This window comes from Marinomonas sp. PE14-40 (genome assembly GCF_051623805.1).
Taxonomy (GTDB): domain Bacteria; phylum Pseudomonadota; class Gammaproteobacteria; order Pseudomonadales; family Marinomonadaceae; genus Marinomonas.
Genome location: NZ_CP130700.1, coordinates 13357 through 36271, shown reverse-complemented (window position 1 = coordinate 36271; position 22915 = coordinate 13357). Strand labels below are relative to the sequence as shown.

The window sequence follows — 22915 nt, the reverse complement described above, 5'->3', positions numbered from 1 at the left end:
TAGTCGTTACCCTTTAGCCTCTGCTTGCTTTGCTTGCAGAGGTTTTTTTTGTGGAATCCAAAAAGTAAGGCTCACTCCATGCAAAAACACACTGTTTATCCAAGCTATAAACAAGGTTTTATCTTAGTTCTTGTGGCTGCTATTAGTTATGGTTTACAGCCATTTTTTGCGCACTTTGCATACAATGATGGTGCCAGCCCGGTAGGGTTGCTGATTGCCCGCTTTATCATAGCGGCACTCGTGATGCTTTGCTTTTTAAGGATAAAGAAAGTTCACCTTCCAAAAAATAAACTACTAGTTCAAAGCCTATTAATAGGAGTGGGTTATGCAGGGGCTGCGTTAGGTTATTACAACGCAAGTCATACCACATCTGTTAGTTTAGCCGTGATACTCATGTTCTCTTTTCCTGCTTTTGTAACTCTTTACGCCACCATCTTTTTAAAAGAAAGGCTGTCCTTCATTCGGCTTATCAGCATGATATTAGCCCTATTAGGGGTTGGACTTGCTACTGGCATCGAATTTAGAGGGGATTTGAGCGGGGTGTTATGGGCTCTTTTTGCCGCGCTAAGCTATGGTTCGGCCATCATTTATGGCTCTCATCAAGCCAAACCTGAAAACCCCTTAGCCTCTGCTTGCACTATCTTGATTGGTTGTGTCATTACGCTCACCATTGCGAGTCTATTTCAGCAAACCAATTTACCCCAATCAATTAACGGATGGAGTGCAACCATAGGTCTTGCGTTATTTGCCACAATTTTACCAATTGCTACCTTTATCAGTGGTTCACCTCATATCGGTGCAGCAAATGCGTCTACCCTATCAACATTAGAACCCGTTGTAGCCATCCTAATTGCCGTTTCTTTAATTGGCGAACAACTGAACCTTGCTAGTTATGCTGGAGGAATTATGGTGCTCTTCGCCTCATTTTTAATATCAAGACAAGCATCCAATTATGCGAACTAATAAGGGCTTATCGTTAGCACCGATTTTTAGCACTTAGAAACATTATCAATCAATTTATTAACCCATTCGCCATTCCTTTGATAAGAATAAAACAGCACTTCTTTCATGAGGTGCTTTAATGGATAGCAAGCTAAAAACACATCCAGTCGCTTTATTTCTCTCAGATTAAAACCTCTCAGAACACTTAATACAAAGTGCTTTATTCAGTTAAGGCTTTAAAAACCTACCTCTAACCTATTGAAAATCAATGTTTTTATAGCAGTTAACTTTATTAAGCATAAATCTTAACCAGGTCTAAAAGTTAGCATACTTGCCAGCGTGATAAGTACAAATCTCTCATCTAGACATCTCATCAATAATAACGGGAAGTTATGGTTTTTACGCTAAATATGTCGTTGGACGCTGCCACGTGGAGGCCGTAACTTAATAAACAGAACGGGGACATAACAAAGCAAGCAGTGTTGAACTAGCACACTGATTCAGCCAAATAGAACGCAATAATAATCATAAGAAACAGAGGACACGATGACAGACACCACAGATATCCTGTCGATCAACAATGTATACAAGGTATTTGGTGAACAACCAGATACGGCTATGCAAATGTTACAAAACGGCGCACATAAAGATGAAATTTTCGAAAAGACTGGCCAAACCGTGGGTGTGTTTGATGCTAGCTTCTCAGTCAAGAAAGGAGAAATTTTCGTCATCATGGGTTTATCCGGTTCAGGTAAATCTACCATGGTGCGTTTGCTAAACCGCCTTATTGAGCCTACTTCAGGCAGTATCAAACTAAACGGAAAAGACATTACAGCCCTTGGGGATGCCGACTTATTGGATGTACGCCGTCATGAAATGAGCATGGTATTTCAGTCTTTCGCACTTATGCCTCACATGTCCGTGATCGATAATGCTGCTTTTGGCCTTGAAATATCAGGGGTTGAAAAGAAAGAAAGACATAAAAGAGCACAAGCAGCCCTAGACCAAGTAGGCCTAGGTGAACATGGCGATAGCTACCCGCATCAACTTTCTGGCGGTATGCAACAAAGGGTTGGTCTTGCCCGCGCCCTAGCCAATGATCCCACTATACTCCTAATGGACGAGGCATTTTCTGCCCTTGATCCACTTATTAGACATGAAATGCAAGGGGAGCTAATCCGCCTGCAAAAAGAACAATCTCGCACCATCGTCTTTATTTCCCATGACCTAGACGAAGCCATTCGTATTGGTGATCGCATCGCCATTATGGAAGGCGGCCAAGTGGTACAAATAGGCACACCAGAAGAGATTATGCGTAATCCTGCAAATGAATATGTGGAGACCTTCTTTAAAGGTGTCGATGTCAGCAAAATTCTGAAAGCGGGCGATATTGCCTGCCAGCAAAGTGCTTGCAAGATTCAACTAAACGGCAGTGTTCATCCATTTGACGCCGGTGGCAATCAGTTTGCGTATCTAGTCGATGACAAGGAAAGCCTGTTAGGTGTGGTTCCACTAGAAAGCATTGATAACCAAGCCAGTGCCGACACCTTATTAGCACAGCAGCTAGATCAACATGCGTCTGTTTATAGCGACGATATGATCAGCGATGTTGTGAAGACAGTCGCTCACTCTGACTATCCTGTCCCTGTGATAGAGCGCAATGGCACTTTCTGTGGCGTGATTTCCAAAGACCTAATGCTTAAGACTTTGAGCCACTAATTCGATGCTCACACGTTAAGTTTCATAATAATGATAAATGTAAGGTAAATTAGAATGTCTGAATTTAACCTATTAGATCCCTTTCAGTTTCTCAGTATCCCTCTAGGGGAATGGGTAGAAGCGGTACTCAACTATTTAGTTCAAAACTTCCGTGGCTTTTTCCGCTCTATTCGCTGGCCAATCGATCAGGTACTCGACCTGATCGAAACCATGTTGCAATCCATTCCGCCTTTAATCGGCATTATTCTTTCTTCCCTTTTGGGTTGGCAAGTGGCCGGTAAAAAAATGGGACTATTCTGCGCTATCACGCTGACAACACTCGGCTTAATCGGTGTTTGGGCAGAATCAATGACAACCCTTTCTTTGGTCTTAACCGCCCTATTCTTCTGTGTCGTAATTGGTGTTCCTCTCGGCATTCTTTCAGCTCGTAGCGATAGAGTTGAGCGTTTTGTGAGACCCGTACTGGATGCCATGCAGACTTTACCAGCCTTTGTCTACCTTGTCCCTGTGGTCATGCTTTTCGGTATCGGTAACGTACCTGGTGTTCTAGTCACCATTATTTTCGCGCTACCACCTTTAGTTAGGCTGACGAACTTAGGCATACGCCAAGTGCCAGAAGACAAAATAGAAGCGGCTCGTGCCTTCGGCTGCACCCCTAAGCAAATGTTGCTCAAGATCCAACTACCACTGGCAACGCCAACCATTATGGCCGGCATTAACCAAACACTGATGTTGTCCCTTTCTATGGTGGTTATCGCTTCCATGATAGCGGTAGGTGGCTTAGGCCAAATGGTATTACGCGGTATCGGCCGTCTTGATATGGGCCTTGCCACTGTTGGTGGTGTTGGCTTGGTACTGCTTGCCATCTTCCTTGATCGCCTTACCCAGGCGATGGGTGAACGTGCTGGGGTTAGCCATACCCAACAATGGTATGAAACAGGCCCTATCGGTGCCTTAGTGAGAGCTTATCGCAGCCTGCTCTCTAAATAGAGAGCACTAAATAAAAGATTCGCTTAAGTAATAGAAAACATTCTTTCAATAGATTCTCAATAAAAAACATAACGAGGAATTGACCATGATGCAATCACGTTTAAAAGCACTTTCTAAAACCTTATTCTCATTGACAGCAGCCGCTTCTTTTTCTGCTCTGACAATGTCGAGTATCGCTTCTGCAGCAGAGACGATGCCGGGTAAAGGGGTAGAAATTACACCTATCTTCCCAACGATTGCGGAAGAACGCTTTCGTGGTGAAATTGCCATTGCCGGTCTAGAAGCACTTGGCTATGAAGTTGAAGAGCCAAAAGAAACAGAGTACGCCACCTTGATGCTTGCGCTTTCATACGGAGATGCCGATTTTAGTGTGCATGCGTGGGAAGAGTTACATAAAACCTTCTACAAAAAGGCTGGCGGTGACGACACGCTAGTCAAAGCAGGCAATGTGATTCCAGGTGTATTGCAAGGTTACCTAATTGATAAGAAAACCGCTGAAAAGCACAATATCACTCAGCTAACTGATCTAAAAAAACCTGAAATTGCTAAACTTTTTGATGCAGACAATGATGGCAAAGCGGACTTAACGGGCTGTAACCCAGGTTGGGGTTGTGAACTTGTTATCGACCATCACATAGAAGCTTATGGCCTAGGTGATACAGTCAATCACAACCGTGGTTCCTACTTTGCCCTTATGGCAGATACCATCACTCGTTACAACGAAGGCCAATCTATTCTTTATTACACCTGGGTACCTCAGTGGATTGCTGGTGTACTAGTCGAAAATGAAGACGTGGTGTGGTTAGAAGTACCACAAACCGATCTACCAGATGGCAACAACTCAGTTAACACCAGCTTTAATGGTAAAAACCTAGGCTTCGCAGTTGACCAGATCCAATCTATTTTGAATAAGGACTTTGCCGAAGAAAACCCAGCGGCGACTAAATTCTTATCACTCGTGCAAATCAGTGCCAGTGATGAAAGCGCACAAAATCTTAAAATGCAAAATGGCGAGAAATCCATGAAAGACATTAAACGTCATGCCCAAGAATGGATCTCTGCTAACCAAGCTAAATACGACAGTTGGTTAAAAGCGGCTCGTACTGCCATGTAGTTTGACAAACATAGAGATGAGGTTGCATCACAAGCTAGCTCTAAGCTGACCAATTTGTGGTGAACCTCCCCTCTTTAATACGCTTTTAGATCAAAGAAGTACGCTATCCAACATTGTAAAGCGAGGTAAACCATTGAAAGCACTTAGCGTGGCGACATTCGTTTTAGGCTTAGGCCTTGCCAGTTTTTCACAAGCACAAAATGTTTCTTTAACCACCACAAATTGGGCACCCTATTATGGGGATAACCTAGAACAAGGAGGCTTCATTTCTGTCATTGTCAGTGAGTCTTTTAAAGCGTCTGGTTATCAAAGCGAACTTGAGTTCACCCAATGGACAGAAGCCATGAGGCAAGTGAAAGTGGGTGAAAAAGATGTGCTAGTGGGCGCATTTTACTCAGACGAACGGGCCCAAGATTATCATGTTTCTATCCCTATCTACTCTGTCTTTTCTGGTGTAATTAAGCATAAAACCTTAGACCTAGATTTTTACTCCTCTTATGAAATGCTAGATCAATATAAGATAGGCAAAATAGAAGGCGCTGTAGTTGGTCAGAGCTTTGACTCTTACACCTTCACTCAGCTACAACCTTATGCAGGCACTGAAGCCGGTATTACAGCACTACAAAAAGGAGAAATTAACCTTTTTGCCGATAACCTCACTGTGGTGAAAAGTGCCGCTAGCAAATTAGGGTTTGAACCTAGCCATTTCGCTATGGTGCAGCCTCCCATCGAAAAAAATGATCTGTATGTGATGATCTCTAAAGAGATTGCCAATTCAGAGAAAATTCGCGATGACTTTAATACTGGGTTTGTCATGATTCAAAGCAATGGCACCTACGAAAAAATTCTTAAGCAATTTAATCAGCTTTAAACCTGCTTTCGTCTTTCCTACGAGATGTAAAACCGCCACGGATGGCTCATTTTCTTTCTATTCACACTTGGATATAAAACATGTTGTTATTCAATTTTGTCCAAAACTTGCAGTTTAATCAGGTACCTGAGAAAAGCCGCACCCTAATCAAAACCTCTTTAATGGACATTGTCGGTGTCCTTGCTGGCGCTAAGAACAACCAAACCAGTGATAACATTCGTCACTTTGCAGCTGAACATTACCCAGCTAATACATTAAGCTGTCGTTTATTATTTGATGGCCGCCATGTTAGCCCTTTAGGTGCGGCTTGGGCTGGCGGATTCAGTGCCGATAGCCTTGATGCTCACGAAGGTCACTTTACTTCTAAAGGCCATGCCGGTGCGACCGTTGTTCCAACCCTACTTGCCATAGCCGATGCCTGTCATGAACAAGGTAGAAACATCACTGGCGAAGAATTTTTAGTCGCGGTAACGATCGCTTACGAAACCGCACTCAGAGCAGGTGTTGCCTTGATGGACAGTGCCAGTGAATATCATGCCTCTGGGGCATTTTCAGGTCTAGGAGTCGTGTGCGGCGGAGCAAGATTATTAGGCTTAAACCAAGAAGAGTTCCAGCATGCGTTAGGTATCGCAGAGTATTTTGGCCCCCGTTGCCCCATGATGCGTTTAGTAGACTTTCCTTCTATGTTGCGTGATGCCCATGGTGCTGGTGCTTATGCAGGGGTCAATGCCCTATTCATGGCACAAGCTGGTATCACTGGTGCACCAGCGGAAACAGTAGAAAAGAACAGGTTAAGCCATTGTTGGGATGACCTTGGCACACGCTGGGAAATAGATGCCCAATACTTCAAACCTTGGCCTGTGTGCCGCTGGGCGCAGCCAGCGCTGACGGCTGTCACCAGCATGATGCGCCATTCGCCTGAAATCACGCCAGCCAATATAGAGTCCGTCACGGTAGAAACCTTCCACGAATCCATGCGCTTACAAGGGCATTTTCCCAAGAATGCAGATGAAGCCCAGTATGGTTTAGCTTTTCCTTTAGCGGCATTAATCAGCCGTGGTCAAGTCGGTCCAAATGAAGTAACTGGGGATGCCATACAGGCAGAGGATATCTTGCAAATTAGCCGTTTGATCGAGATAACGGAAGCACAAGATTTATCAGATCGCTTTCCAGAAGAAATACTCTCAAGAGTCAGTATTCAACTGAAAGACGGACGCTGCTTAACTAGCCCCATTACTCAAGCAAAAGGCGATCCGGAAACCGCCATGAGCCAAGCTGAGTTTAAAGCTAAGTTTGAATTGCTTGCTTCGGTTAATTTTAGCCAAGAAAGAATGGACTCGATACTTAATTCGCTTGATACCTTAGAACAGGCAAAGAACTGTGAGGCGCTCTTTAACCAGCTTATGTCTCCCTAGGGAACCTGCGAATAAGTCCTCCCGCCTCAGCGTGTGGATAAAAGTGCCTAGATTTATGGCGAGGGGCGTAACTTAATAGTTATTCTATTGATAAGGCCCTTAACTTAAAGATAGGGCTTTTAGGCCACGCCCTTCGGGTCTTTCAGAAAAAGCGCCACCCTGTGTTGTCCCTTTTCGAAAGGTGCCTACAGCTCTTATCAGAAAAAAGCGGCAAAGTGACGCCTTGCTTGACGCTTTTTCTGAAAAGACTGAGAAGAGGTGACTTGTTCGCAGGTTCCCTAGTTAAACGACCCAATTAATCTATCTAATAAAAAAGAATCATTTTGCCGCTAGTATCATTAATAATGCCTCAATGAGTCTTATTAAGCGGTAAAATGGATAAGTTTAATTAAGCTCAATCCAATATAGTAAAAACTCGTGCTATACAGGGCAAATACAACACAGGATGGAACCCAAATGAAACAGGTTAAAGTCAGTTTTATCTTGTTACCAGGCTTTGCTCTAACCTCTTTTTCGCTGGCGATTGAAGCCTTAAGTGTGGCCAATTTGCTTTGCGATGAAGAGGTTTATCAATACCAAATTTGCCACGCCCACCTGCCTCTATCAAGTGACATAAGCTCAGACCATAAAACCACTGTCACAAGCTCAAACCATGTTCCTATTGAAACCAGTGGTGACTTAAGTTTCTGCCAAAATAGCGATCTAATATTTGTCTGTGGTTATCTAAATACGGCGGATTACGATAACCCTGCCCTATTTAGTTTATTGCGCAGTGTCACCCGTAAAAAAGGACGTATAGCGGCACTCAGTTGCGCCAGTTTTATTCTTGCAAAAGCAGGCTTATTACAAGGTAAAAGCTGCACCCTGGTACCCGAATACAAAACCACATTTACAGAGCTTTACCCTGATATTCCGATTCAGGAAAACCTCTACACTGTCACAGATAATCTTCTGACCAGTGCGGGTGGTACGGCCACATTAGACATGTTGCTTTACTTGATTAGCCAAGATCACGGACGCGATTTTGCACATAATGCCTCACAGCAATTCTTACTTGAACGCATTCGTAGCAGTGAAGAAATACAAACCAGCCGACGTCATCTTAACTTAAGGATGAAATCACCTTGTTTGGGTGCCGCGGTAGAGTTAATGGAAAAACACATTAGTCACCCTTATCAAATAACGACACTTGCCAACAAAATAGGGACTACTCAAAGAAACCTAGAAACCGTTTTTCAAAAGTATGAACAAATTAGCCCCGGCCGTTATTATCTACGTTTACGCCTACAACAAGCCCGTAAAATGATAGAAGAAACCCATCTCAGTTTAACCAAGGTGGCGCAAGCGACAGGCTTTAGTTCACAAAGCCATTTCAGTAAATGTTTCAAGGACTTATATCACCAGAGCCCGTCTGAGATAAGACAGGTAAATTCATCGTTAAACTAGCAGGATATTTCGCTTTTGTTATATAAGTGAAGCCTCGGCTTCAGCGACACTGAAAGACATAAAACAACGCCATGAAGGTATTTAATTATGTCAGTTTCAGCCACTAGCCAATTCGATTCTCGTCTAGAAAGTAAGTCCACCACGTTCAATGAAATCCCCATTATTGACCTTGCTAAACTCATTGATGGTAGCGACCCAATGGCGGTAGCGAATGAGATTGGTGAGGTTTGTCAAAATGTCGGTTTTCTCTATATCAAAAATCATGGCGTTAATAAGCAATTGATTAAAAAAGCCTACTCTCAAGCTCAAGCGTTTTTCGATTTACCCTTGGCACAAAAACAAGCCTTGAATATCGTGAATTCGGGTCAAACCCTAAGAGGCTATATTCCTATGTACGGGGAGAATGTAGACCCTGAAAACACTCGTGATTTTAAAGAGTGTTTTGATTTTGGTTTAAATGAAGAGGCTGTTTCACCTTTTTTTGGCCCCAATCAGATGCCTGAAGATCCGGCTGAATTTAAACAAACCTTCGAGCAATATCATGAAGCTATGATGGCCTTATCCCGTAAGCTCATCAGTGCTATTGCTTTAAGCTTGAATCTAGAGGCAGACTATTTTGCCAAGCTACAGCAAAAGCCCATTACCATTCAAAGGTTACTCCACTACCCGCCTCAAGAAGGCCCTATAAGCCAAGAAGAAATCGGTATCGGTGCCCATACGGACTATGGTTTTCTAACCATATTGTCCCAAGATGATATCGGTGGTTTACAAGTACAAAACCGTGATGGGCAGTGGGTCAGTGCGCCGCCTGTTGAGGACACTTTTATCGTCAATATTGGGGATTTGGTACAGACATTTACCAATGATAAATATATCTCCACCCTACACAGAGTGATCAATACCAGTGGTAAAGAGCGTTACTCTATCCCTTTCTTTATCGATCTAGATTTTGATGCTGAAGTGAGTGTTGTGCCAAGCTGTCAAAGCGAGGAGAACCCGGCTAAGTATCAGGCTTATACCTGTGGACAACATAAGTACAAACGTTTCGTTGATAGCTATGCTCATCTAACTAATTAAGATAGCGATAGCTATTTAAGCATAACGAATTGACGACCCACCAACGAATAAGCAGCCTTTCTTTTTTGAATGAAGACATCAAACAATAGAAGATCAAGGCTGTTTATCCCTTGTTAAGTAACCTATCAAGATTCGAAACGAGCTAGCTTAAAAGCTCACTCCACCTTAAAATCCACCTAAAAAGCGTTTAAAAGTCAAAAGCCTCGGTATGAATATTTGTGACAGGTACACCAATGGAAGCTAAGTATTCCGTCATCTGCTCCATAAATGACGCTGGGCCACAAACATAAGCTTGTTGGTCTTTCGGATTTGGAACCAAAGCCTCTAATTGCGCTTTTGTTAAACGCCCTTGCTCACTGGTGATAATATTTGTGTAACTAAAATTTGGATAGTTGTTTGAACGGCGAACAAGCTCATGATGGCTAAGTAGAAGTCGCTGATACCTCTCCACATGAATCATTGTCACCTTGGTTTTATCTTGTAATGAAAAGGAGCCAATCCCCCTCACCATGGCTAAATTAGGGGTGATGCCAATCCCAGCGCTTAATAAAAGAAGTTGTTCGGGTACAAGGGGCGTTTTAGTATCTGTATCTAATGTGATGGCTGTCATTTCACCTTGAATCCCCTTTAGTACAACCTCTAAACCTAACTCGGCATGATCATGAAGCCAGTTTGTGACTAAACCATTTGGCACACGTTTTACGCTAATATCTAAGGTGTTGTCACCATTTAAACTATTTGGTGTCTCAGATAAGGTCCAAGTCCTCACTTCTGAGGCAGCCCCTCCTGGAATATTATTAAATTCAAAACTAGCATATTGACCCGGCAAAAAAGCAATTCGATGTGAGACCACAAAACGAAATGTTTTAACGGTTTCAGTCTCCTCAACAATTTTAACTAAGGTCGCTTTTATAGGACGCTCATTACAATTTATAGAAGGGTCATCGATTGCACTGTCATTGTTCGCACTATCCTTGCCAAGGATCGTAGGATTGTAAGGAGAATAATCCAATCGCTTCCACCTATGGCTCGTGACATTATCCGTTCTTACTAAACGCTCTATATGGAAAACAATGGCTCTAGATGCCCCTTCATAGCGGCCATCATGCTCCCAGTCCACCAGCGCACGACCTGTCATTTGAATCATGCTACCCGTTTCGAAATCCACCACGGTGACGCCAGCTCTGTCATTGACTTCCAAATTACCCGAAGTAAAAAACATGCCATTCCCGCGATACTCTGGCCATTCAATGGTGGTTGGAGAAGTCACTCGAATAAACCCAGGTTTACCCCCACGGTGATTACAGTCTGCCCCGATATCTGGCGCATAACTACCAATCCATAACGTATCCATCGCTTGAATAAAGCCTTGGTCTTCTTCTGTTAGGCTTGTGCGCTCTTCTCTCTTCGCCTTCCTATTGATGGATTCAGCATTGTTTGCATCAAGAATGATTTCTCTACGGTTAATATATTTTGGACAATTAGGTGTGTATTCATTTACCTGAAGATGAAGGCCTCTGTCGTTATTTTCTTCAAATTGACTATCTTCAAAACCCAATGCCACGCCATTAATGCGATGTCGAATCCGTCTATTTAAATCAATACCCAATAAGGAAAATGGTGTGCCTGATTCAACTGCGTTGAGCACGTCATTGTCGGGAATACTATGAGAAGAAATAACGATTTCGTTTTCAGTGACGGCGCTAAGATCTCCCGCTTTTGCAAACAAAGGGGTTAACCAAACACTCCCAGTACTCAAGTCCACAATACTCATCGCTGCAAATGACTGAGCGGCTAAAAACGCATCATGGTTAGCTAAAAAATTGAGGACTCTACGCTTACCTGCGGCTAATTCAGACGCGGCCCCACGGGTACCCGCTTTATTTTGAGCGGCTAATTCGCCCTGATGATATGGGAATTGGCCTGTATTAGACGGTTTATTAAACATAAGTGCCCCTTATTGCTGGCTTTAGTTACCAGCGTGCATCATTGGTTTAAAGCCTTCAATGGCTTTGATGTTACGTAACCATTGCTGAATCGCTGGGTAAGCATCAAGACTAAAGTTGCCTTCAGTAACACGAGCAATATAGCTATAGCAGGCAATATCAGCTATAGACGGAGTCTCTCCAACCAACCACTTTGTCTCTTTCAAATGAGGCTCAAACAGCTCGCCAAAGAGTTTTTCAGTCTTTTCTCTTGCTTGTGCTTCGTCTGCTGGCATGCCAAAAAGCTGTATTGCGCGCAACACAAAAGGGCCTGTCATCACTTCATGCACTGCAACTGATAACCATTGCTGGATGTTGGCTTGAGCTAAGGCATCTTCTGGCCACCAAGTGTTGGTTTTATCAAACGTGCGGGCTAGATAAATCAATATCGCAGTAGAGTCTCTCAAAGTGACAGAATTATGGCTCAAAGCAGGCACTTGCCCTAGCGGATTTATAGCTAGGTATTCAGCCGATTTGTGCTCCCCTTTTGCTAGATCAACCAACTTCTCAGTAAAATCGACACCTAGAATATTCAAAAAGTTTGCCACGCGGTGGCTATTACCTGATATAGGGTGGCCGTATAGTGTAATCATAATCTGTACTCCTTAATAAGTGTTCAGCAATAAGTCAGAAAAACTATACAAGCCAAGGATCGTTCGTGATAGATTGATTAGACATAAACTGTGTCAACTTTTTACTTACAATGAATATAAATTCAAAATACAATTTAAATCGTCTCACCTATTTTGTTGCGATTATAGAAGAAAAGACCATTACGGCGGCCGCTTTGAGGCTCGGGCTAAGCAAAGCCGTTGTCAGTAAACAATTACAACTTTTAGAAGAAGAGCTTGGCGTTAGCTTAGTGGTGAGAAACACTCGCCATTTACATGCAACGAAAACAGGCGAAGCGTTTTACACTCGCAGTAAAGAAGCCCTTAAATATGCTCAGCAGGCATTTGATACAGCCGCTGAAGACAGTCATGAACCTAGTGGACTGATTAGGCTCACATCGCCAATTGATTTAGGTGTCTTTCAATTAGCACCCGTTATTGCAGAATTTTGCGCTCAATATCCCAAAGTTAAAATTGAAGTAGATTTAAGTGACGAAGTAAAAGACATAGTGGCTAAACGCTATGATTTATCCTTTAGAGTGGGTTGGTTACAAGATTCAACGAATCGCGCAAGAAAAATTGGTTCCTTTCGTGAGGTTGCCTTATGCACCCCAGAATTTGCAAGAGATTATTCTCCTAAAACACCAATGGATTTACCCTCACTGCCCTTTGCAGCCTACAATGTTATCGACAATTCGGCTCGCGTTTTCACTCACAAACCCACTTCAGATGTAAAAGATCAAGATTGCGAAGTTTTGCTCAATACAAATCTCACATTTAATACGACATTAGCGATTAGAGAAGCTTTGGTGACAGGTTGTTATTTTGGCATTTTGCCTGATTTCACCGTCAAAAAGGATTTAAAGTCTGGCTTGTTACAAGAACTACTGCCTAGCTGGAAACTCAGAGAAGGCGGCATCTATATTGTCCGCCCTCCAACTCAGTTGAGAACACAAGCGGTTCAATTATTCATTGACGCCGTGGTTTCTAGGTTTGAAGCGACAATATAGATAACACAGGGCGAAGAAGGTTATTTCGCACTTGGGTTAAGAATTGTGGTGTCTTCTTTCATATCAACATGTTCTAACAACCAATTTTTAAGTATATAAGCATGAATGTTTGCCCGGCCTTTTTTCGGGATCAACATGTAATAATCACGACAAGATGGTACGCCTTTGTAAGGTGCGATCAAACGCCCATTTTTAAGCTCTTCTCCGACTTGTGACGCCCTAGCAAGTGCAATACCTAAACCCGCTTCTGCAGCGGCTATAGCCATGTATGAGCGGTTAAAAAAGTGGCCTTGAGTACTGTCGATACCAACAAGCCTTGTTTCATCTAACCAAAAGCGCCACTCGGCATCTTGTTCTGCGTCAATCCAAGGCATGGCATCATGCAAAAGTGAGGCTTCTTCTAGGGTTTTAGCCTGCTTCCAATCCGCTTCCTTCATGTATTCTGGACTCATTACAGGTAGCAAGGTTTCTTTAACCAAAAGGTTTGTGGTGAAACCTTCATATTGACCATCTCCATAGTCAATAGCGATATCAAAGTCAGCACCCGCAAGCTCTAACAAGGCTTCATCGGCATAGGTTTCAACCTTGATATGAGGGTATTCTAAATTAAATTCTTGCAGCTTAGGTATCAGCCATTTAAAGACAAAAGAAGGGGTCGATTTTAGCCTTACCACATTATCAGACAATTTTGCCTGTAACCTGCGTATTACCATTTCCACAGACTCTATGGATTGTTGAGTAACGTTCAGCATTTCTTTGCCTTCTTGCGTTAGCACGATTCCACTTGGCTGACGGTCAAATAACTTAAAGCCTAACTGTTCTTCTAATTTTCTGATCTGTTGGCTAATCGCTCCAGTTGTAACACAGAGCTCTTTACCTGCCGCCGAGAAACTCAGGAGCCGTCCACAGGCTTCAAAATACACTAATGAAGAAAAAGTTCTTGCATTCAACTTGGTCATTTAATCACCTGCTACGCCATACCCGTTTAGAAAAACTAAACGCCTTTTAAGAAAGTATCATTTGTTTTCATTCACATCGCAAAACATAATGAGTAACAAATGTTAACCAATTCGGACGCAATATGGCAGTACTAAATATTACAGATGAAGAAATACTTAAGCTAAAAAATGCTGAGTCATTAGTCTGGTTGAATAGCGCATTTAAAAAAACAAGTGCTCCATTAGTAACCCCAAATCGAAAAGAACTGTTTGATGCTGAAGCTAGGTTAGCGCGCTTTGCTCCCTTGCTAGCGCGCCTTTTTTTAGAGCTTGAAGCTTATAACGGTTTAATTGAATCTCCTCTTTTAGCGAGTCAGAAAAACACCAAAGATAAGCCAGATTTATACTACAAGGCAGACCACCAATTGCCCGTTGCAGGCTCTATTAAAGCCCGTGGTGGTATTCACGAAGTTTTACACTTTGCTGAGTCTCTAGCCATCAAAAATGGCATTATTAATGAACAAAACTTCGACTACAAAACCTTAGCTAACCCACCTGCTCGTGACCTGTTTGAACGCTATACCATAGCCGTTGGAAGCACAGGTAACCTAGGGTTAAGCATTGGCATCATGGCAAATGCACTTGGCTTTAAAGCAGTTGTTCATATGTCATCAGACGCCAAAGAATGGAAGAAAGAAAGACTTAGAAAACGTGGTGTAAAAGTCATTGAACACGCCTCTGATTATGGTGCAGCAGTCGCTGCTGGACGTGCAGAGTCTGATGCAGACCCCTTTAGTTATTTTGTTGATGATGAAAATTCAAGCCATTTATTCATGGGTTATGCAGTAGCAGCCTTAAGACTAAGAGCCCAGCTTGATGACCAAGGCATCCAAGTAAATAGCGAGCATCCTTTGTTTGTTTATTTACCAGCAGGCGTTGGCGGCGCACCTGGTGGCATTACCTTTGGTCTTAAATCTCTATTTGGTGAAGATGTACATTGCTTCTTTGCCGAGCCTGTACAAGCGCCTTGTATGTTATTAGGCATGGCGGGCGCACAAAACTCTCATCCTATTCATGTTAAAGACATGGGTCTTAGCATAGATACAGATGCCGACGGCCTTGCTGTTGGTACGGCATCTCAATGGGTATGTGACGCAACGCGTCACCTTCTATCTGGCGTTTATACAGCGACAGATAAAGAACTCTATCAATCACTACTCGCGCTTAAAGAAGAAGAGAATATCGAGGTTGAACCGTCCGCAGCGATTGCTCGCCTCGGCCCTCAACTTCTTGAAAGCGAAGCCGGTCAAAACTATCTCATCAAGCACAATTTAGTTTCGAAAATCAATCAATCTACGCATATCGCTTGGCTAACAGGCGGTTCATTCGTACCAGAGGAGGAATACCAAAACTACCTGAATAAAGCACGACGCACATAGGAGAGTTACTGACTGGTCTTGGTCTCTTTCCAAATTTATAGCACTTAGCGAACACTCAAAAACACAAAAAAAACAATATCTGGAGTTCTTTCGATGGAAGCTTTAACGAATTTTATCGGCACGGTAAATGGCATAGTGTGGGGTTGGCCTATGCTAATCCTCATTCTTGGGGTCGGATTTTTTATGAGTATAGGTTTGAAACTTATGCCTATTTTAAAACTCGGCACTGGCTTTAAATTACTTGCAGGCGGCACAAAAGCAGAAAAAGGTGAAGAAAATGAGGGTGAAGTACCTCCTTATCAAGCCTTGATGACAGCGATGGCTGCCACAGTTGGTACAGGTAATATTGCAGGTGTTGCTACCGCAGTATTTTTAGGGGGTCCAGGCGCACTATTCTGGATGTGGATGACTGCACTTGTTGGTATGGCTACCAAGTATGCAGAAGCTGTATTAGCTGTTAAATACCGTGAAGTAGACGAAGAAGGCAACCATGTGGGTGGCCCTATGTACTACATCAAGAACGGTATGGGTAAAAACTGGGCTTGGTTAGGTACGACTTTCGCTATCTTCGGCGCTATTGCTGGTTTTGGTATCGGTAACGGTGTGCAATCTAACTCTATTGCACAAGTTATTGAAACTAACTTCTCTGTTTCACCTTTAATCACTGGTCTTATCGTCATGGTACTTGTTGGTGCTGTATTGATGGGTGGTATTAAGCGTATTGGTTCTGTGGCAGGTGCTCTTGTACCTTTCATGGCAGTTGCTTATATCATTGCTGGACTAGTTGTTCTTGCGACAAATGCGGACCAAGTTGGGCCTGCTATGTCATTAATCCTTGAAAGTGCTTTCACTGGCCATGCGGCTGAAGGTGGCTTTGCGGGTGCTGCTGTTTGGGCTGCGATTCGTTTCGGTGTGGCTCGTGGTGTGTTCTCGAACGAAGCGGGCCTAGGCTCAGCGCCAATCGCTCATGCTGCTGCACAAACTAAAGATCCTGTACGTCAAGGTTTGGTTGCTATGCTAGGTACATTCCTAGACACCATCCTAATCTGTACTATTACGGGTCTTGTTATTGTGTCTTCAGGTCTATGGACAAGTGGTACTTCTGGTGCGGCGTTAACGTCTGCAGCTTTTGCTCAAGCATTACCAGGTGTAGGTAACTACCTTGTAGCTATATCTCTAGCTATATTTGCTTTCACAACTATCATAGGTTGGTCTTTCTATGGTGAGCGTTGTGTTGAGTTCTTACTTGGTGTTAAAGCAATTAAGCCTTACCGCATTCTATGGATACTTGCTATCCCAGTTGGTGCGACATTGAGCTTAGACTTTGTTTGGTTATTAGCTGACACACTTAACGCTATGATGGCGATACCTAACTTAATCGCTATTGTGGTTCTTAGCCCAGTAGTGTTCCAGTTAACTCGTGAATTCTTCGATAAACAGAAGAAAGAAGCGGCTCAATTGGCTAAATAATTAAGTTGTAACGTCACAAATAAAAAGGGTCTAGCCATTTGGTTAGACCCTTTTTTTATCTTTTGAGGAAGGAAGCTACCAGAAAAAAAGCCCAAAATATGGCAATAATTAGCGCCAAAAACCGAAATACAAGATTTTTTCAAAAAAATACTGCACTTTTTTTAAGCAAATTTTCTCACTCTTATTTACTTCATTCTTGTCTTCTTGGTCATTTTCATAAGTTTTCGCTAACTCTCTAAAAACATAAGAAAAAGACCAAATATTTCACTTTTATTTAATTTGAAATTTAAATATCCACTTCGGCTTAAATGTAAATCTCACCTTATCAAAACAGTCTAGTTACTCACCTTGTGAAATCTTTAACAATTGTTTCAGATGCGCCACAAAGCTAGCATGCATGGGTCTTCTGAAGAAATCTGAACGATCGTACAGCTTTTATTATACGTGTCATTTATCAGAAAAAATAAAAATAAATTAACCAAAGATTGAACATTACGACGGAGTTTATCCATGCAAAAAACATTATTAGCCCTTGCTGCTGCCTCTCTAGTTTCGATACCAGCACAAGCGGAACAATTCTGGTCTGATACAAGCGTATCTCTACTAAATGGAAGTAATTACGAATTCGCTAAAGATGTCGATATTACCACCATGACACTAGAGCACGTCTCTGGCCACAGCTGGGGTAACCTCTTCTTCTTCCAAGATCGTCATAAAGGCGGCTCTTACTCTGAATCATACGGTGAGTTCAGCCCATCTTTTACTTTGACAAAATTAAGTGACGATGGCTTTTTTAAAGATATTAACGCTGCCTTTACTTATGAGTTTGGCACCACTCAAGGTGGACAAAGCCTAGATAACTACCTATTCGGTATTGGCTCTAACTTGAATGTACCAGGTTTAGACTTTGCCAGTGCGACGGTATACATGGCGAACAACGAAGAATTCTACGGCAATTCTAAAGACTACCAACTAACAGTGGCATTTGGTTACAGCAGTGGCAACTTTGGTATTGACGGTTTCATGGATTACTCTTTTTCGAATGACGTGGATAGCAAGAAAAACAGCATGAACTTTACCCCGCAGATCACTTACAACATTGGTCCAATGCTAGGCACAGACAACAAGGTGAAAGTGGGTGTTGAATACTCTTATTGGACAAACCAATTCGGCATCAATGACCAAGACCAGAATGCCGTTAGCCTATTGCTAAAAGCGCACCTTTAATCCTTCTTTATTCCCCTTAAAGACTGATTAGGGCTATCAACTGGTGAAAATCAGTTGATAGTTCGGCGTTTAAGCGAGTTAGGCTGCTCGCTTTGCGTTATCTGTCTATAAGGTTAAAACAAGCCTAGTTTGATTGTTTTTCCTATTAGGTTACCCATTTTGCCCTTTGGTCAAAGTGCTTACTTGATTAAGCTAATCATAAACATGTGCCCAACATATATGGTTAGCCATTAAATAAGCCATTTGATCCCCTGTAAGAGAGATTGTCGCTTCTTTCTTGCTGGCAGGGCTCTTTTTAAACTCAAGCATTAAAGCCCCTCCTCTTTACATACATTATCTCTGCTTAACTTCTTCTGCGTTTATTCTTAAGGCAAAACTTAACGTCTCAATACTCGCACCACCCAGCCAAAAGCTAACGATATAGCCGTGCACGACAGACACAAAAAAGCCGCAACATATCAATGTTGCGGCTTTTTAAACGTTTTATATTAAAGTGCAGCAGTCACTGTCACTTCAACCAAAACAGTATCACGTACCATGGTTGATTGAACGCAAGTACGAGCAGGTGCAGAGCCCATAGGTAGCCATTCATTCCATAACGCATTAAATGTAGGTACATCCTTGTTATCTTTAACGTGGATTAAAGCAGATAGGATTTTAGTATTATCCGTACCCGCTTCTTTTAGATGCTCATCAATACGCGCTAGAACAGATTTTGTCTGGCCAGCCATATCTTCTGTCACATCGTGTGGTACCTGACCACAAAGGTATACCGTCTCATTATGGATAACAATGCGGCTAACTCTTTCGTCTGTTTGCATGCGCGTAATGGTCATGGCGTGATTCCTATTAATTAACAAAAATGAAAATTGATGAGACTCTCATCAACTAAAAAAACGCCTTATATTGTATGTTTCTAACGCTCTTTATTCGAGGAAATATCATTTCATAATACAAATTCTTTTTATACTTTGAAAAGTTTGTCTTATCTTTTAACCAATCTCAAAGGATGTCACACCATAAATGCGGTTTAACGGGAGTTCGGGTCTGGTTTGAGTGTACATACGAGCGGTTTCGAATACTGGTTCCATGGCATGCTCTTTTGCCAATAACATAGCATCATGATGACAGCCTGGCACATCTAAAAAGAATTCACTTCCTTTAGGCAGATTAGCCGTTAACGCAGTGATTAAAGACCTCGCTATCTCTGCTGAATCAGCAAACAAAGGCGCAATTTTATACCCCGTTTGGCATTGTCTAATCACCCCGTAGCCTTGCACCTTACCCTCATCGATATAAGCCAAAACGTTAGCATCATTTTGCTCAACCCAAGCTTGAATAAAAGCAGTACGATCAGCAGGAAAAAAGGCTTTTTCATAAGTAAATAAAGAGGAAAGCATCAGAGTGTCAAACGGCACTAGAGAGCCTTTTAGGTTACTTAGTTTATCGCTATTCACTAGGCCAACTTCACCCTGAAAACGAACATTAGCATAAGCCAATTCAAAGCCTGATTTTTGGTAGTTTTCTTGTTGAGCAGCCACGCCATCCAGGCCAATATTACAGCCAGATGAATAAGACATCGCCGCTTGCCAAAGCTGCATGCCATAACCTTGTCCACGATACTCTGGCTTCACCAGATAAAAACCTATAAAGGCAAAATCTGATGAATATTTGATAGCTGAGATACAGCCTATTGGTTTGCCATCTAATTCGGCCAATAAAAAGCCATTCGGATCTGCAGGAAAGTAGGTTTGGGCATCATGAAGCCCGGGGTTCCAACCCTCAAGCGCAGCCCAGCTTAATGCTAAACAGAGTTCTTCTTGGGTCATTTTTCGGATCTGTAAATCTGCCACTCTATTCTCCCTTATGCCCTATTCACTTGCTCTCGCTAGCATGCGAGACATAACAGAGTGATCCTCTTTTAGTTGGAGTAAATCCCACAAGTTACCATACAGATCTTTAAAGACAGCGACTGTGCCATAAGGCTGATCTTTAGGGTCTCTAACAAACTCAATCCCTAAACCTTTCATCCTTTCATAATCGCGCCAAAAATCATCGGTATTCAAAAACAAGAACACTCGCCCACCAGACTGATAACCGATAAAATCTTCTTGTTCAGGTTTTGAGGCTCTCGCCAGTAACAGGCTCATTTCTTTTGAGCCAGGCGGCGCAACCACAACCCAACGCTTATCTTCTTCTGGTAAATACAGGTCTTCGATTAAATCAAATTTGAGTTTATTGACATAAAAATCAATGGCTTCATCATAGTCTCTTACAACTAGAGAGACATGTACTATCGCTTGTTTCATTCCCTTACCTCTTTTTGTCATCTACTCTCATTTAGAGAATATTTCGCTCATTGTTTGCCTAAATGTCGCTAATTTTAAACGCTTATGCAGGCCGAGGATGATATCAGTCACACTTTAAATAGAAAGCCAACCAACAAAAACTTTATAGGCTGCTATGTACATCAGATTCGGAAACCCTAATTTCGCCTCAAGATTAGAAGAAATTAATCTGTTTCTGCTATAATCCCGCTTTTTTCAGATTTCATACTTTTTATCTTTTATATTTAGATCGCACAAACGAGACGAGAATGGATTTAGCACTAGCTAATAGGCAGCGTATTGAGAAACTTCCATGCATTGCCCATGCCCCAGAAAACTTAGAAACACTGCTTGATGCAGGTTCCTTTCGTGAACGATTACATCTTGAAATTAGCCAAGCTAAACAACGTATTTATCTAGTTGCCCTTTACTTACAAGACGATGCGGCTGGTAGAGATATTCTTACGTCACTCTATCAAGCAAAACAAGCAAACCCAGATTTAGATATTAGAGTACTGGTTGACTGGCACAGAGCACAACGTGGTTTAATTGGTGCCAATAAATCCGATGGTAACGCTGCTTTTTATAGAGAGTATGCAGAAGCCTACAAGCACCAAATAGAAGTACTTGGTGTTCCGGTTAAAAACCGTGAAGTATTTGGCGTACTTCACCTTAAAGGCTTTATTGTCGATGATAGGGTTATCTATAGTGGCGCCAGCTTAAACGATGTGTATTTAGCGCAACAAGATAGATACAGATACGATAGATATCATGTACTGCAAAACAAAGCCCTTGCCGATACCATGTCTGCTTTTATCGTAGACACACTGACAGATAGCGATGCGGTAAACTGCTTAAACAAGCAAGTAAGACCAACAACCAAGGCGTTAAAAGGGGCAATAAAAAACCTAAGAAGCCAACTGCAAAGTGCCAGTTATCACTTTGATAACCAAAGCATTAGCGCAAATCAAGTAGGCTTAACCCCGCTAATAGGCTTAGGTAAACGCAAAAATCGTTTGAATAAACATATCTGCACCCTACTTGCTAGCGCTCAAAAAGAACTCACCATTTGCACTCCCTACTTTAATTTTCCAAGATTAGTTAGCAAAGAGATTAAACTCGCACTAAAACGTGGTGTAAAAATTAATATCATAGTGGGCGATAAAACAGCTAACGACTTCTTTATCCCACCAAGTGAGCCTTTTAAAACGATTGCAGGTTTACCTTATCTATATGAAGTGAATCTAAGAAAGTTTGCTAAGCAAAATGAGAGTGCCATTAACAAGGGCCAGTTATCTCTAAACCTATGGTGTCATGATAACAATAGCTTTCACTTAAAAGGCATCTGGGTTGATCAGCAATATATGATGATCACAGGGAATAATCTGAATCCGCGAGCGTGGAAACTGGATTTAGAGAATGCAATTTTAGTTCATGATAAAAACCAACTATTAGCAGAACAAAACGAGAAAGAGCTCGCCTGCATCATGCAGCACTGCACCCGAGTGAATAGTTATCTCATGATAGACAATGTTAATAGTTACCCGAATGAAGTGAAAAAGCTGATTAAGCGCATTCACCGCACTAAGGTTGACCACATCCTAAAGCAAATCCTCTAACGACTAGACCCAAGTCTCTCATGTTTTGATTAACAAGCTAAAAAGCACAGATTCAACACTTAACTTACTAATCAAAACATGAGCTTACGCATACCCGTTATTTTCAGTTAGTTTCCGGCCTAACCTTTTCTTTTCCTTGCTCATTTGATAATCTGCAATCAATTTTTTTGATTCTGCGTCAATAGATACTGTGTCTTTTGTTCGCGTGAATATACTGTTTAAGTTATCTTCCTCATAAGCACAATCAGTTATAAGGTTATGATTCTAAACCAGTATTTCAATATCATCACTCTGGGTTACTATACAGATATTGTATTGCTCTGAGCTGGGATTAAATGAAAGGTTTGATATCCTGCTTTAACCAACACCATTGAGTTCATAAATAAGAGATACTTTATTTATAAGTGAAATTTTCGAAATATTGTTTTAGCTCGTAACACCCTCTGTCGGTACTTCAGTAATCAAATATCCCTATATTTTTCGTTTATGATAGGGCTTGACGAGTGCTGAAAGCCAAATTAGCGATTAATACAAAGCTAAAGGCGGCCGTTAACCTATTCATGCTTGAACACTTTATTCAGTGTATTTAGCTTTTTAAACCAGAAATTGGAGTGAGTGTCTTGATAAGACCTATTTTAATTGTATAACTTTTACTCTCTGGCTATCTTTTTAACTGTTTTAATTCGTTTTTTTGATTTAAATAAACATCGACCAG

The 22915-nt window shown here is 41.9% G+C and carries 19 protein-coding genes; 13 read left to right on the top strand and 6 right to left on the bottom strand.

Features of this window, described 5'->3' with window-relative positions; genetic code table 11:
- Positions 1-78: 78 nt before the first annotated feature.
- The 8 genes from Q0A08_RS00155 to Q0A08_RS00120 all read left to right on the top strand — a co-directional run bounded on the left by Q0A08_RS00155 (position 79) and on the right by Q0A08_RS00120 (position 9574).
- Positions 79-963, top strand: coding sequence for a DMT family transporter (locus Q0A08_RS00155; protein ID WP_438464120.1), 885 nt, complete (start codon positions 79-81; stop codon positions 961-963).
- Positions 964-1488: 525 nt separating this feature from the next.
- On the top strand, positions 1489-2661 hold the full coding sequence (gene proV, locus Q0A08_RS00150) for a glycine betaine/L-proline ABC transporter ATP-binding protein ProV (protein WP_438464119.1): 1173 nt from the start codon (positions 1489-1491) through the stop codon (positions 2659-2661).
- 54 nt (positions 2662-2715) lie between these two features.
- Positions 2716-3651, top strand: a complete 936-nt coding sequence (gene proW, locus Q0A08_RS00145; RefSeq protein ID WP_438464118.1) for a glycine betaine/L-proline ABC transporter permease ProW — start codon at positions 2716-2718, stop codon at positions 3649-3651.
- 85 nt (positions 3652-3736) lie between these two features.
- A complete protein-coding gene (gene proX, locus Q0A08_RS00140; RefSeq protein ID WP_438464117.1) occupies positions 3737-4765 on the top strand; it encodes a glycine betaine/L-proline ABC transporter substrate-binding protein ProX in 1029 nt (342 codons plus the stop codon).
- 133 nt (positions 4766-4898) lie between these two features.
- Positions 4899-5636: a substrate-binding periplasmic protein gene (locus tag Q0A08_RS00135; RefSeq protein WP_438464116.1), complete on the top strand. Its 738-nt coding sequence runs from the start codon at positions 4899-4901 to the stop codon at positions 5634-5636.
- Positions 5637-5716: 80 nt separating this feature from the next.
- Positions 5717-7051 (top strand): MmgE/PrpD family protein, encoded by a 1335-nt coding sequence (locus Q0A08_RS00130; protein WP_438464115.1) that lies wholly within the window; start codon positions 5717-5719, stop codon positions 7049-7051.
- 456 nt (positions 7052-7507) lie between these two features.
- Positions 7508-8497 (top strand): GlxA family transcriptional regulator, encoded by a 990-nt coding sequence (locus Q0A08_RS00125; protein WP_438464114.1) that lies wholly within the window; start codon positions 7508-7510, stop codon positions 8495-8497.
- A gap of 87 nt (positions 8498-8584) precedes the next feature.
- Positions 8585-9574: an isopenicillin N synthase family dioxygenase gene (locus Q0A08_RS00120; RefSeq protein ID WP_438464113.1), complete on the top strand. Its 990-nt coding sequence runs from the start codon at positions 8585-8587 to the stop codon at positions 9572-9574.
- A 187-nt stretch (positions 9575-9761) separates the two neighbouring features.
- Here the strand turns inward: Q0A08_RS00120 and Q0A08_RS00115 are convergent, their stop codons facing one another.
- Entirely contained in the window at positions 9762-11522 is a 1761-nt protein-coding gene (locus Q0A08_RS00115; protein WP_438464112.1) for an FAD-binding oxidoreductase, read from the bottom strand.
- A 21-nt stretch (positions 11523-11543) separates the two neighbouring features.
- Entirely contained in the window at positions 11544-12152 is a 609-nt protein-coding gene (locus Q0A08_RS00110) for a glutathione S-transferase family protein (protein WP_438464110.1), read from the bottom strand.
- Between the two features lie 110 nt (positions 12153-12262).
- Between Q0A08_RS00110 and Q0A08_RS00105 the strand changes: the two genes are divergently transcribed.
- Positions 12263-13180 carry a LysR family transcriptional regulator gene (locus Q0A08_RS00105; protein WP_438464109.1) on the top strand — a complete coding sequence of 306 codons (918 nt, stop codon included), beginning with the start codon at positions 12263-12265 and terminating at the stop codon, positions 13178-13180.
- A 20-nt stretch (positions 13181-13200) separates the two neighbouring features.
- On the opposite strand, the gene Q0A08_RS00100 is transcribed toward Q0A08_RS00105, so the two are convergent.
- A complete protein-coding gene (locus Q0A08_RS00100) occupies positions 13201-14139 on the bottom strand; it encodes a LysR substrate-binding domain-containing protein (protein ID WP_438464108.1) in 939 nt (312 codons plus the stop codon).
- 122 nt (positions 14140-14261) lie between these two features.
- Between Q0A08_RS00100 and Q0A08_RS00095 the strand changes: the two genes are divergently transcribed.
- The 3 genes from Q0A08_RS00095 (at position 14262) to Q0A08_RS00085 (ending at position 18254) form a co-directional block, all read left to right on the top strand.
- Positions 14262-15557, top strand: coding sequence for a D-serine ammonia-lyase (locus Q0A08_RS00095; protein ID WP_438464107.1), 1296 nt, complete (start codon positions 14262-14264; stop codon positions 15555-15557).
- Between the two features lie 93 nt (positions 15558-15650).
- The gene (locus Q0A08_RS00090) at positions 15651-17027 is read left to right on the top strand and encodes an alanine/glycine:cation symporter family protein (RefSeq protein ID WP_438464106.1); all 1377 of its coding nucleotides are present in this window, start codon (positions 15651-15653) and stop codon (positions 17025-17027) included.
- Between the two features lie 510 nt (positions 17028-17537).
- On the top strand, positions 17538-18254 hold the full coding sequence (locus Q0A08_RS00085; RefSeq protein WP_438464105.1) for a hypothetical protein: 717 nt from the start codon (positions 17538-17540) through the stop codon (positions 18252-18254).
- 488 nt (positions 18255-18742) lie between these two features.
- Here Q0A08_RS00085 and Q0A08_RS00080 read toward each other — a convergent pair whose 3' ends face one another.
- The 3 genes from Q0A08_RS00080 to Q0A08_RS00070 form a co-directional block, all read right to left on the bottom strand.
- Positions 18743-19090 (bottom strand): RidA family protein, encoded by a 348-nt coding sequence (locus tag Q0A08_RS00080; protein ID WP_438464104.1) that lies wholly within the window; start codon positions 19088-19090, stop codon positions 18743-18745.
- Between the two features lie 156 nt (positions 19091-19246).
- Positions 19247-20107 carry a GNAT family N-acetyltransferase gene (locus Q0A08_RS00075; RefSeq protein WP_438464103.1) on the bottom strand — a complete coding sequence of 287 codons (861 nt, stop codon included), beginning with the start codon at positions 20105-20107 and terminating at the stop codon, positions 19247-19249.
- A gap of 18 nt (positions 20108-20125) precedes the next feature.
- Entirely contained in the window at positions 20126-20563 is a 438-nt protein-coding gene (locus Q0A08_RS00070; RefSeq protein ID WP_438464101.1) for a VOC family protein, read from the bottom strand.
- Positions 20564-20850: 287 nt separating this feature from the next.
- Here Q0A08_RS00070 and pssA point away from each other — a divergent pair, with 287 nt between their 5' ends.
- Positions 20851-22200: a CDP-diacylglycerol--serine O-phosphatidyltransferase gene (gene pssA / locus Q0A08_RS00065; protein ID WP_438464100.1), complete on the top strand. Its 1350-nt coding sequence runs from the start codon at positions 20851-20853 to the stop codon at positions 22198-22200.
- The last annotated feature ends 715 nt before the right edge of the window (positions 22201-22915 follow it).

What these genes read in the sequence shown, in the direction of transcription:
- Q0A08_RS00130 (WP_438464115.1), top strand. Translation starts at nt 5,717, where the DNA reads ATGTTGTTATTCAATTTTGTCCAAAACTTGCAGTTTAATCAGGTACCT.
- proW (WP_438464118.1), top strand. Translation starts at nt 2,716, where the DNA reads ATGTCTGAATTTAACCTATTAGATCCCTTTCAGTTTCTCAGTATCCCT.
- proV (WP_438464119.1), top strand. Translation starts at nt 1,489, where the DNA reads ATGACAGACACCACAGATATCCTGTCGATCAACAATGTATACAAGGTA.
- Q0A08_RS00090 (WP_438464106.1), top strand. Translation starts at nt 15,651, where the DNA reads ATGGAAGCTTTAACGAATTTTATCGGCACGGTAAATGGCATAGTGTGG.
- Q0A08_RS00155 (WP_438464120.1), top strand. Translation starts at nt 79, where the DNA reads ATGCAAAAACACACTGTTTATCCAAGCTATAAACAAGGTTTTATCTTA.
- Q0A08_RS00080 (WP_438464104.1), bottom strand. Translation starts at nt 19,090, where the DNA reads ATGACCATTACGCGCATGCAAACAGACGAAAGAGTTAGCCGCATTGTT.
- Q0A08_RS00105 (WP_438464109.1), top strand. Translation starts at nt 12,263, where the DNA reads ATGAATATAAATTCAAAATACAATTTAAATCGTCTCACCTATTTTGTT.
- Q0A08_RS00070 (WP_438464101.1), bottom strand. Translation starts at nt 20,563, where the DNA reads ATGAAACAAGCGATAGTACATGTCTCTCTAGTTGTAAGAGACTATGAT.
- Q0A08_RS00125 (WP_438464114.1), top strand. Translation starts at nt 7,508, where the DNA reads ATGAAACAGGTTAAAGTCAGTTTTATCTTGTTACCAGGCTTTGCTCTA.
- Q0A08_RS00115 (WP_438464112.1), bottom strand. Translation starts at nt 11,522, where the DNA reads ATGTTTAATAAACCGTCTAATACAGGCCAATTCCCATATCATCAGGGC.
- proX (WP_438464117.1), top strand. Translation starts at nt 3,737, where the DNA reads ATGATGCAATCACGTTTAAAAGCACTTTCTAAAACCTTATTCTCATTG.
- Q0A08_RS00095 (WP_438464107.1), top strand. Translation starts at nt 14,262, where the DNA reads ATGGCAGTACTAAATATTACAGATGAAGAAATACTTAAGCTAAAAAAT.
- Q0A08_RS00120 (WP_438464113.1), top strand. Translation starts at nt 8,585, where the DNA reads ATGTCAGTTTCAGCCACTAGCCAATTCGATTCTCGTCTAGAAAGTAAG.
- Q0A08_RS00110 (WP_438464110.1), bottom strand. Translation starts at nt 12,152, where the DNA reads ATGATTACACTATACGGCCACCCTATATCAGGTAATAGCCACCGCGTG.
- Q0A08_RS00100 (WP_438464108.1), bottom strand. Translation starts at nt 14,139, where the DNA reads ATGACCAAGTTGAATGCAAGAACTTTTTCTTCATTAGTGTATTTTGAA.
- Q0A08_RS00085 (WP_438464105.1), top strand. Translation starts at nt 17,538, where the DNA reads ATGCAAAAAACATTATTAGCCCTTGCTGCTGCCTCTCTAGTTTCGATA.
- pssA (WP_438464100.1), top strand. Translation starts at nt 20,851, where the DNA reads ATGGATTTAGCACTAGCTAATAGGCAGCGTATTGAGAAACTTCCATGC.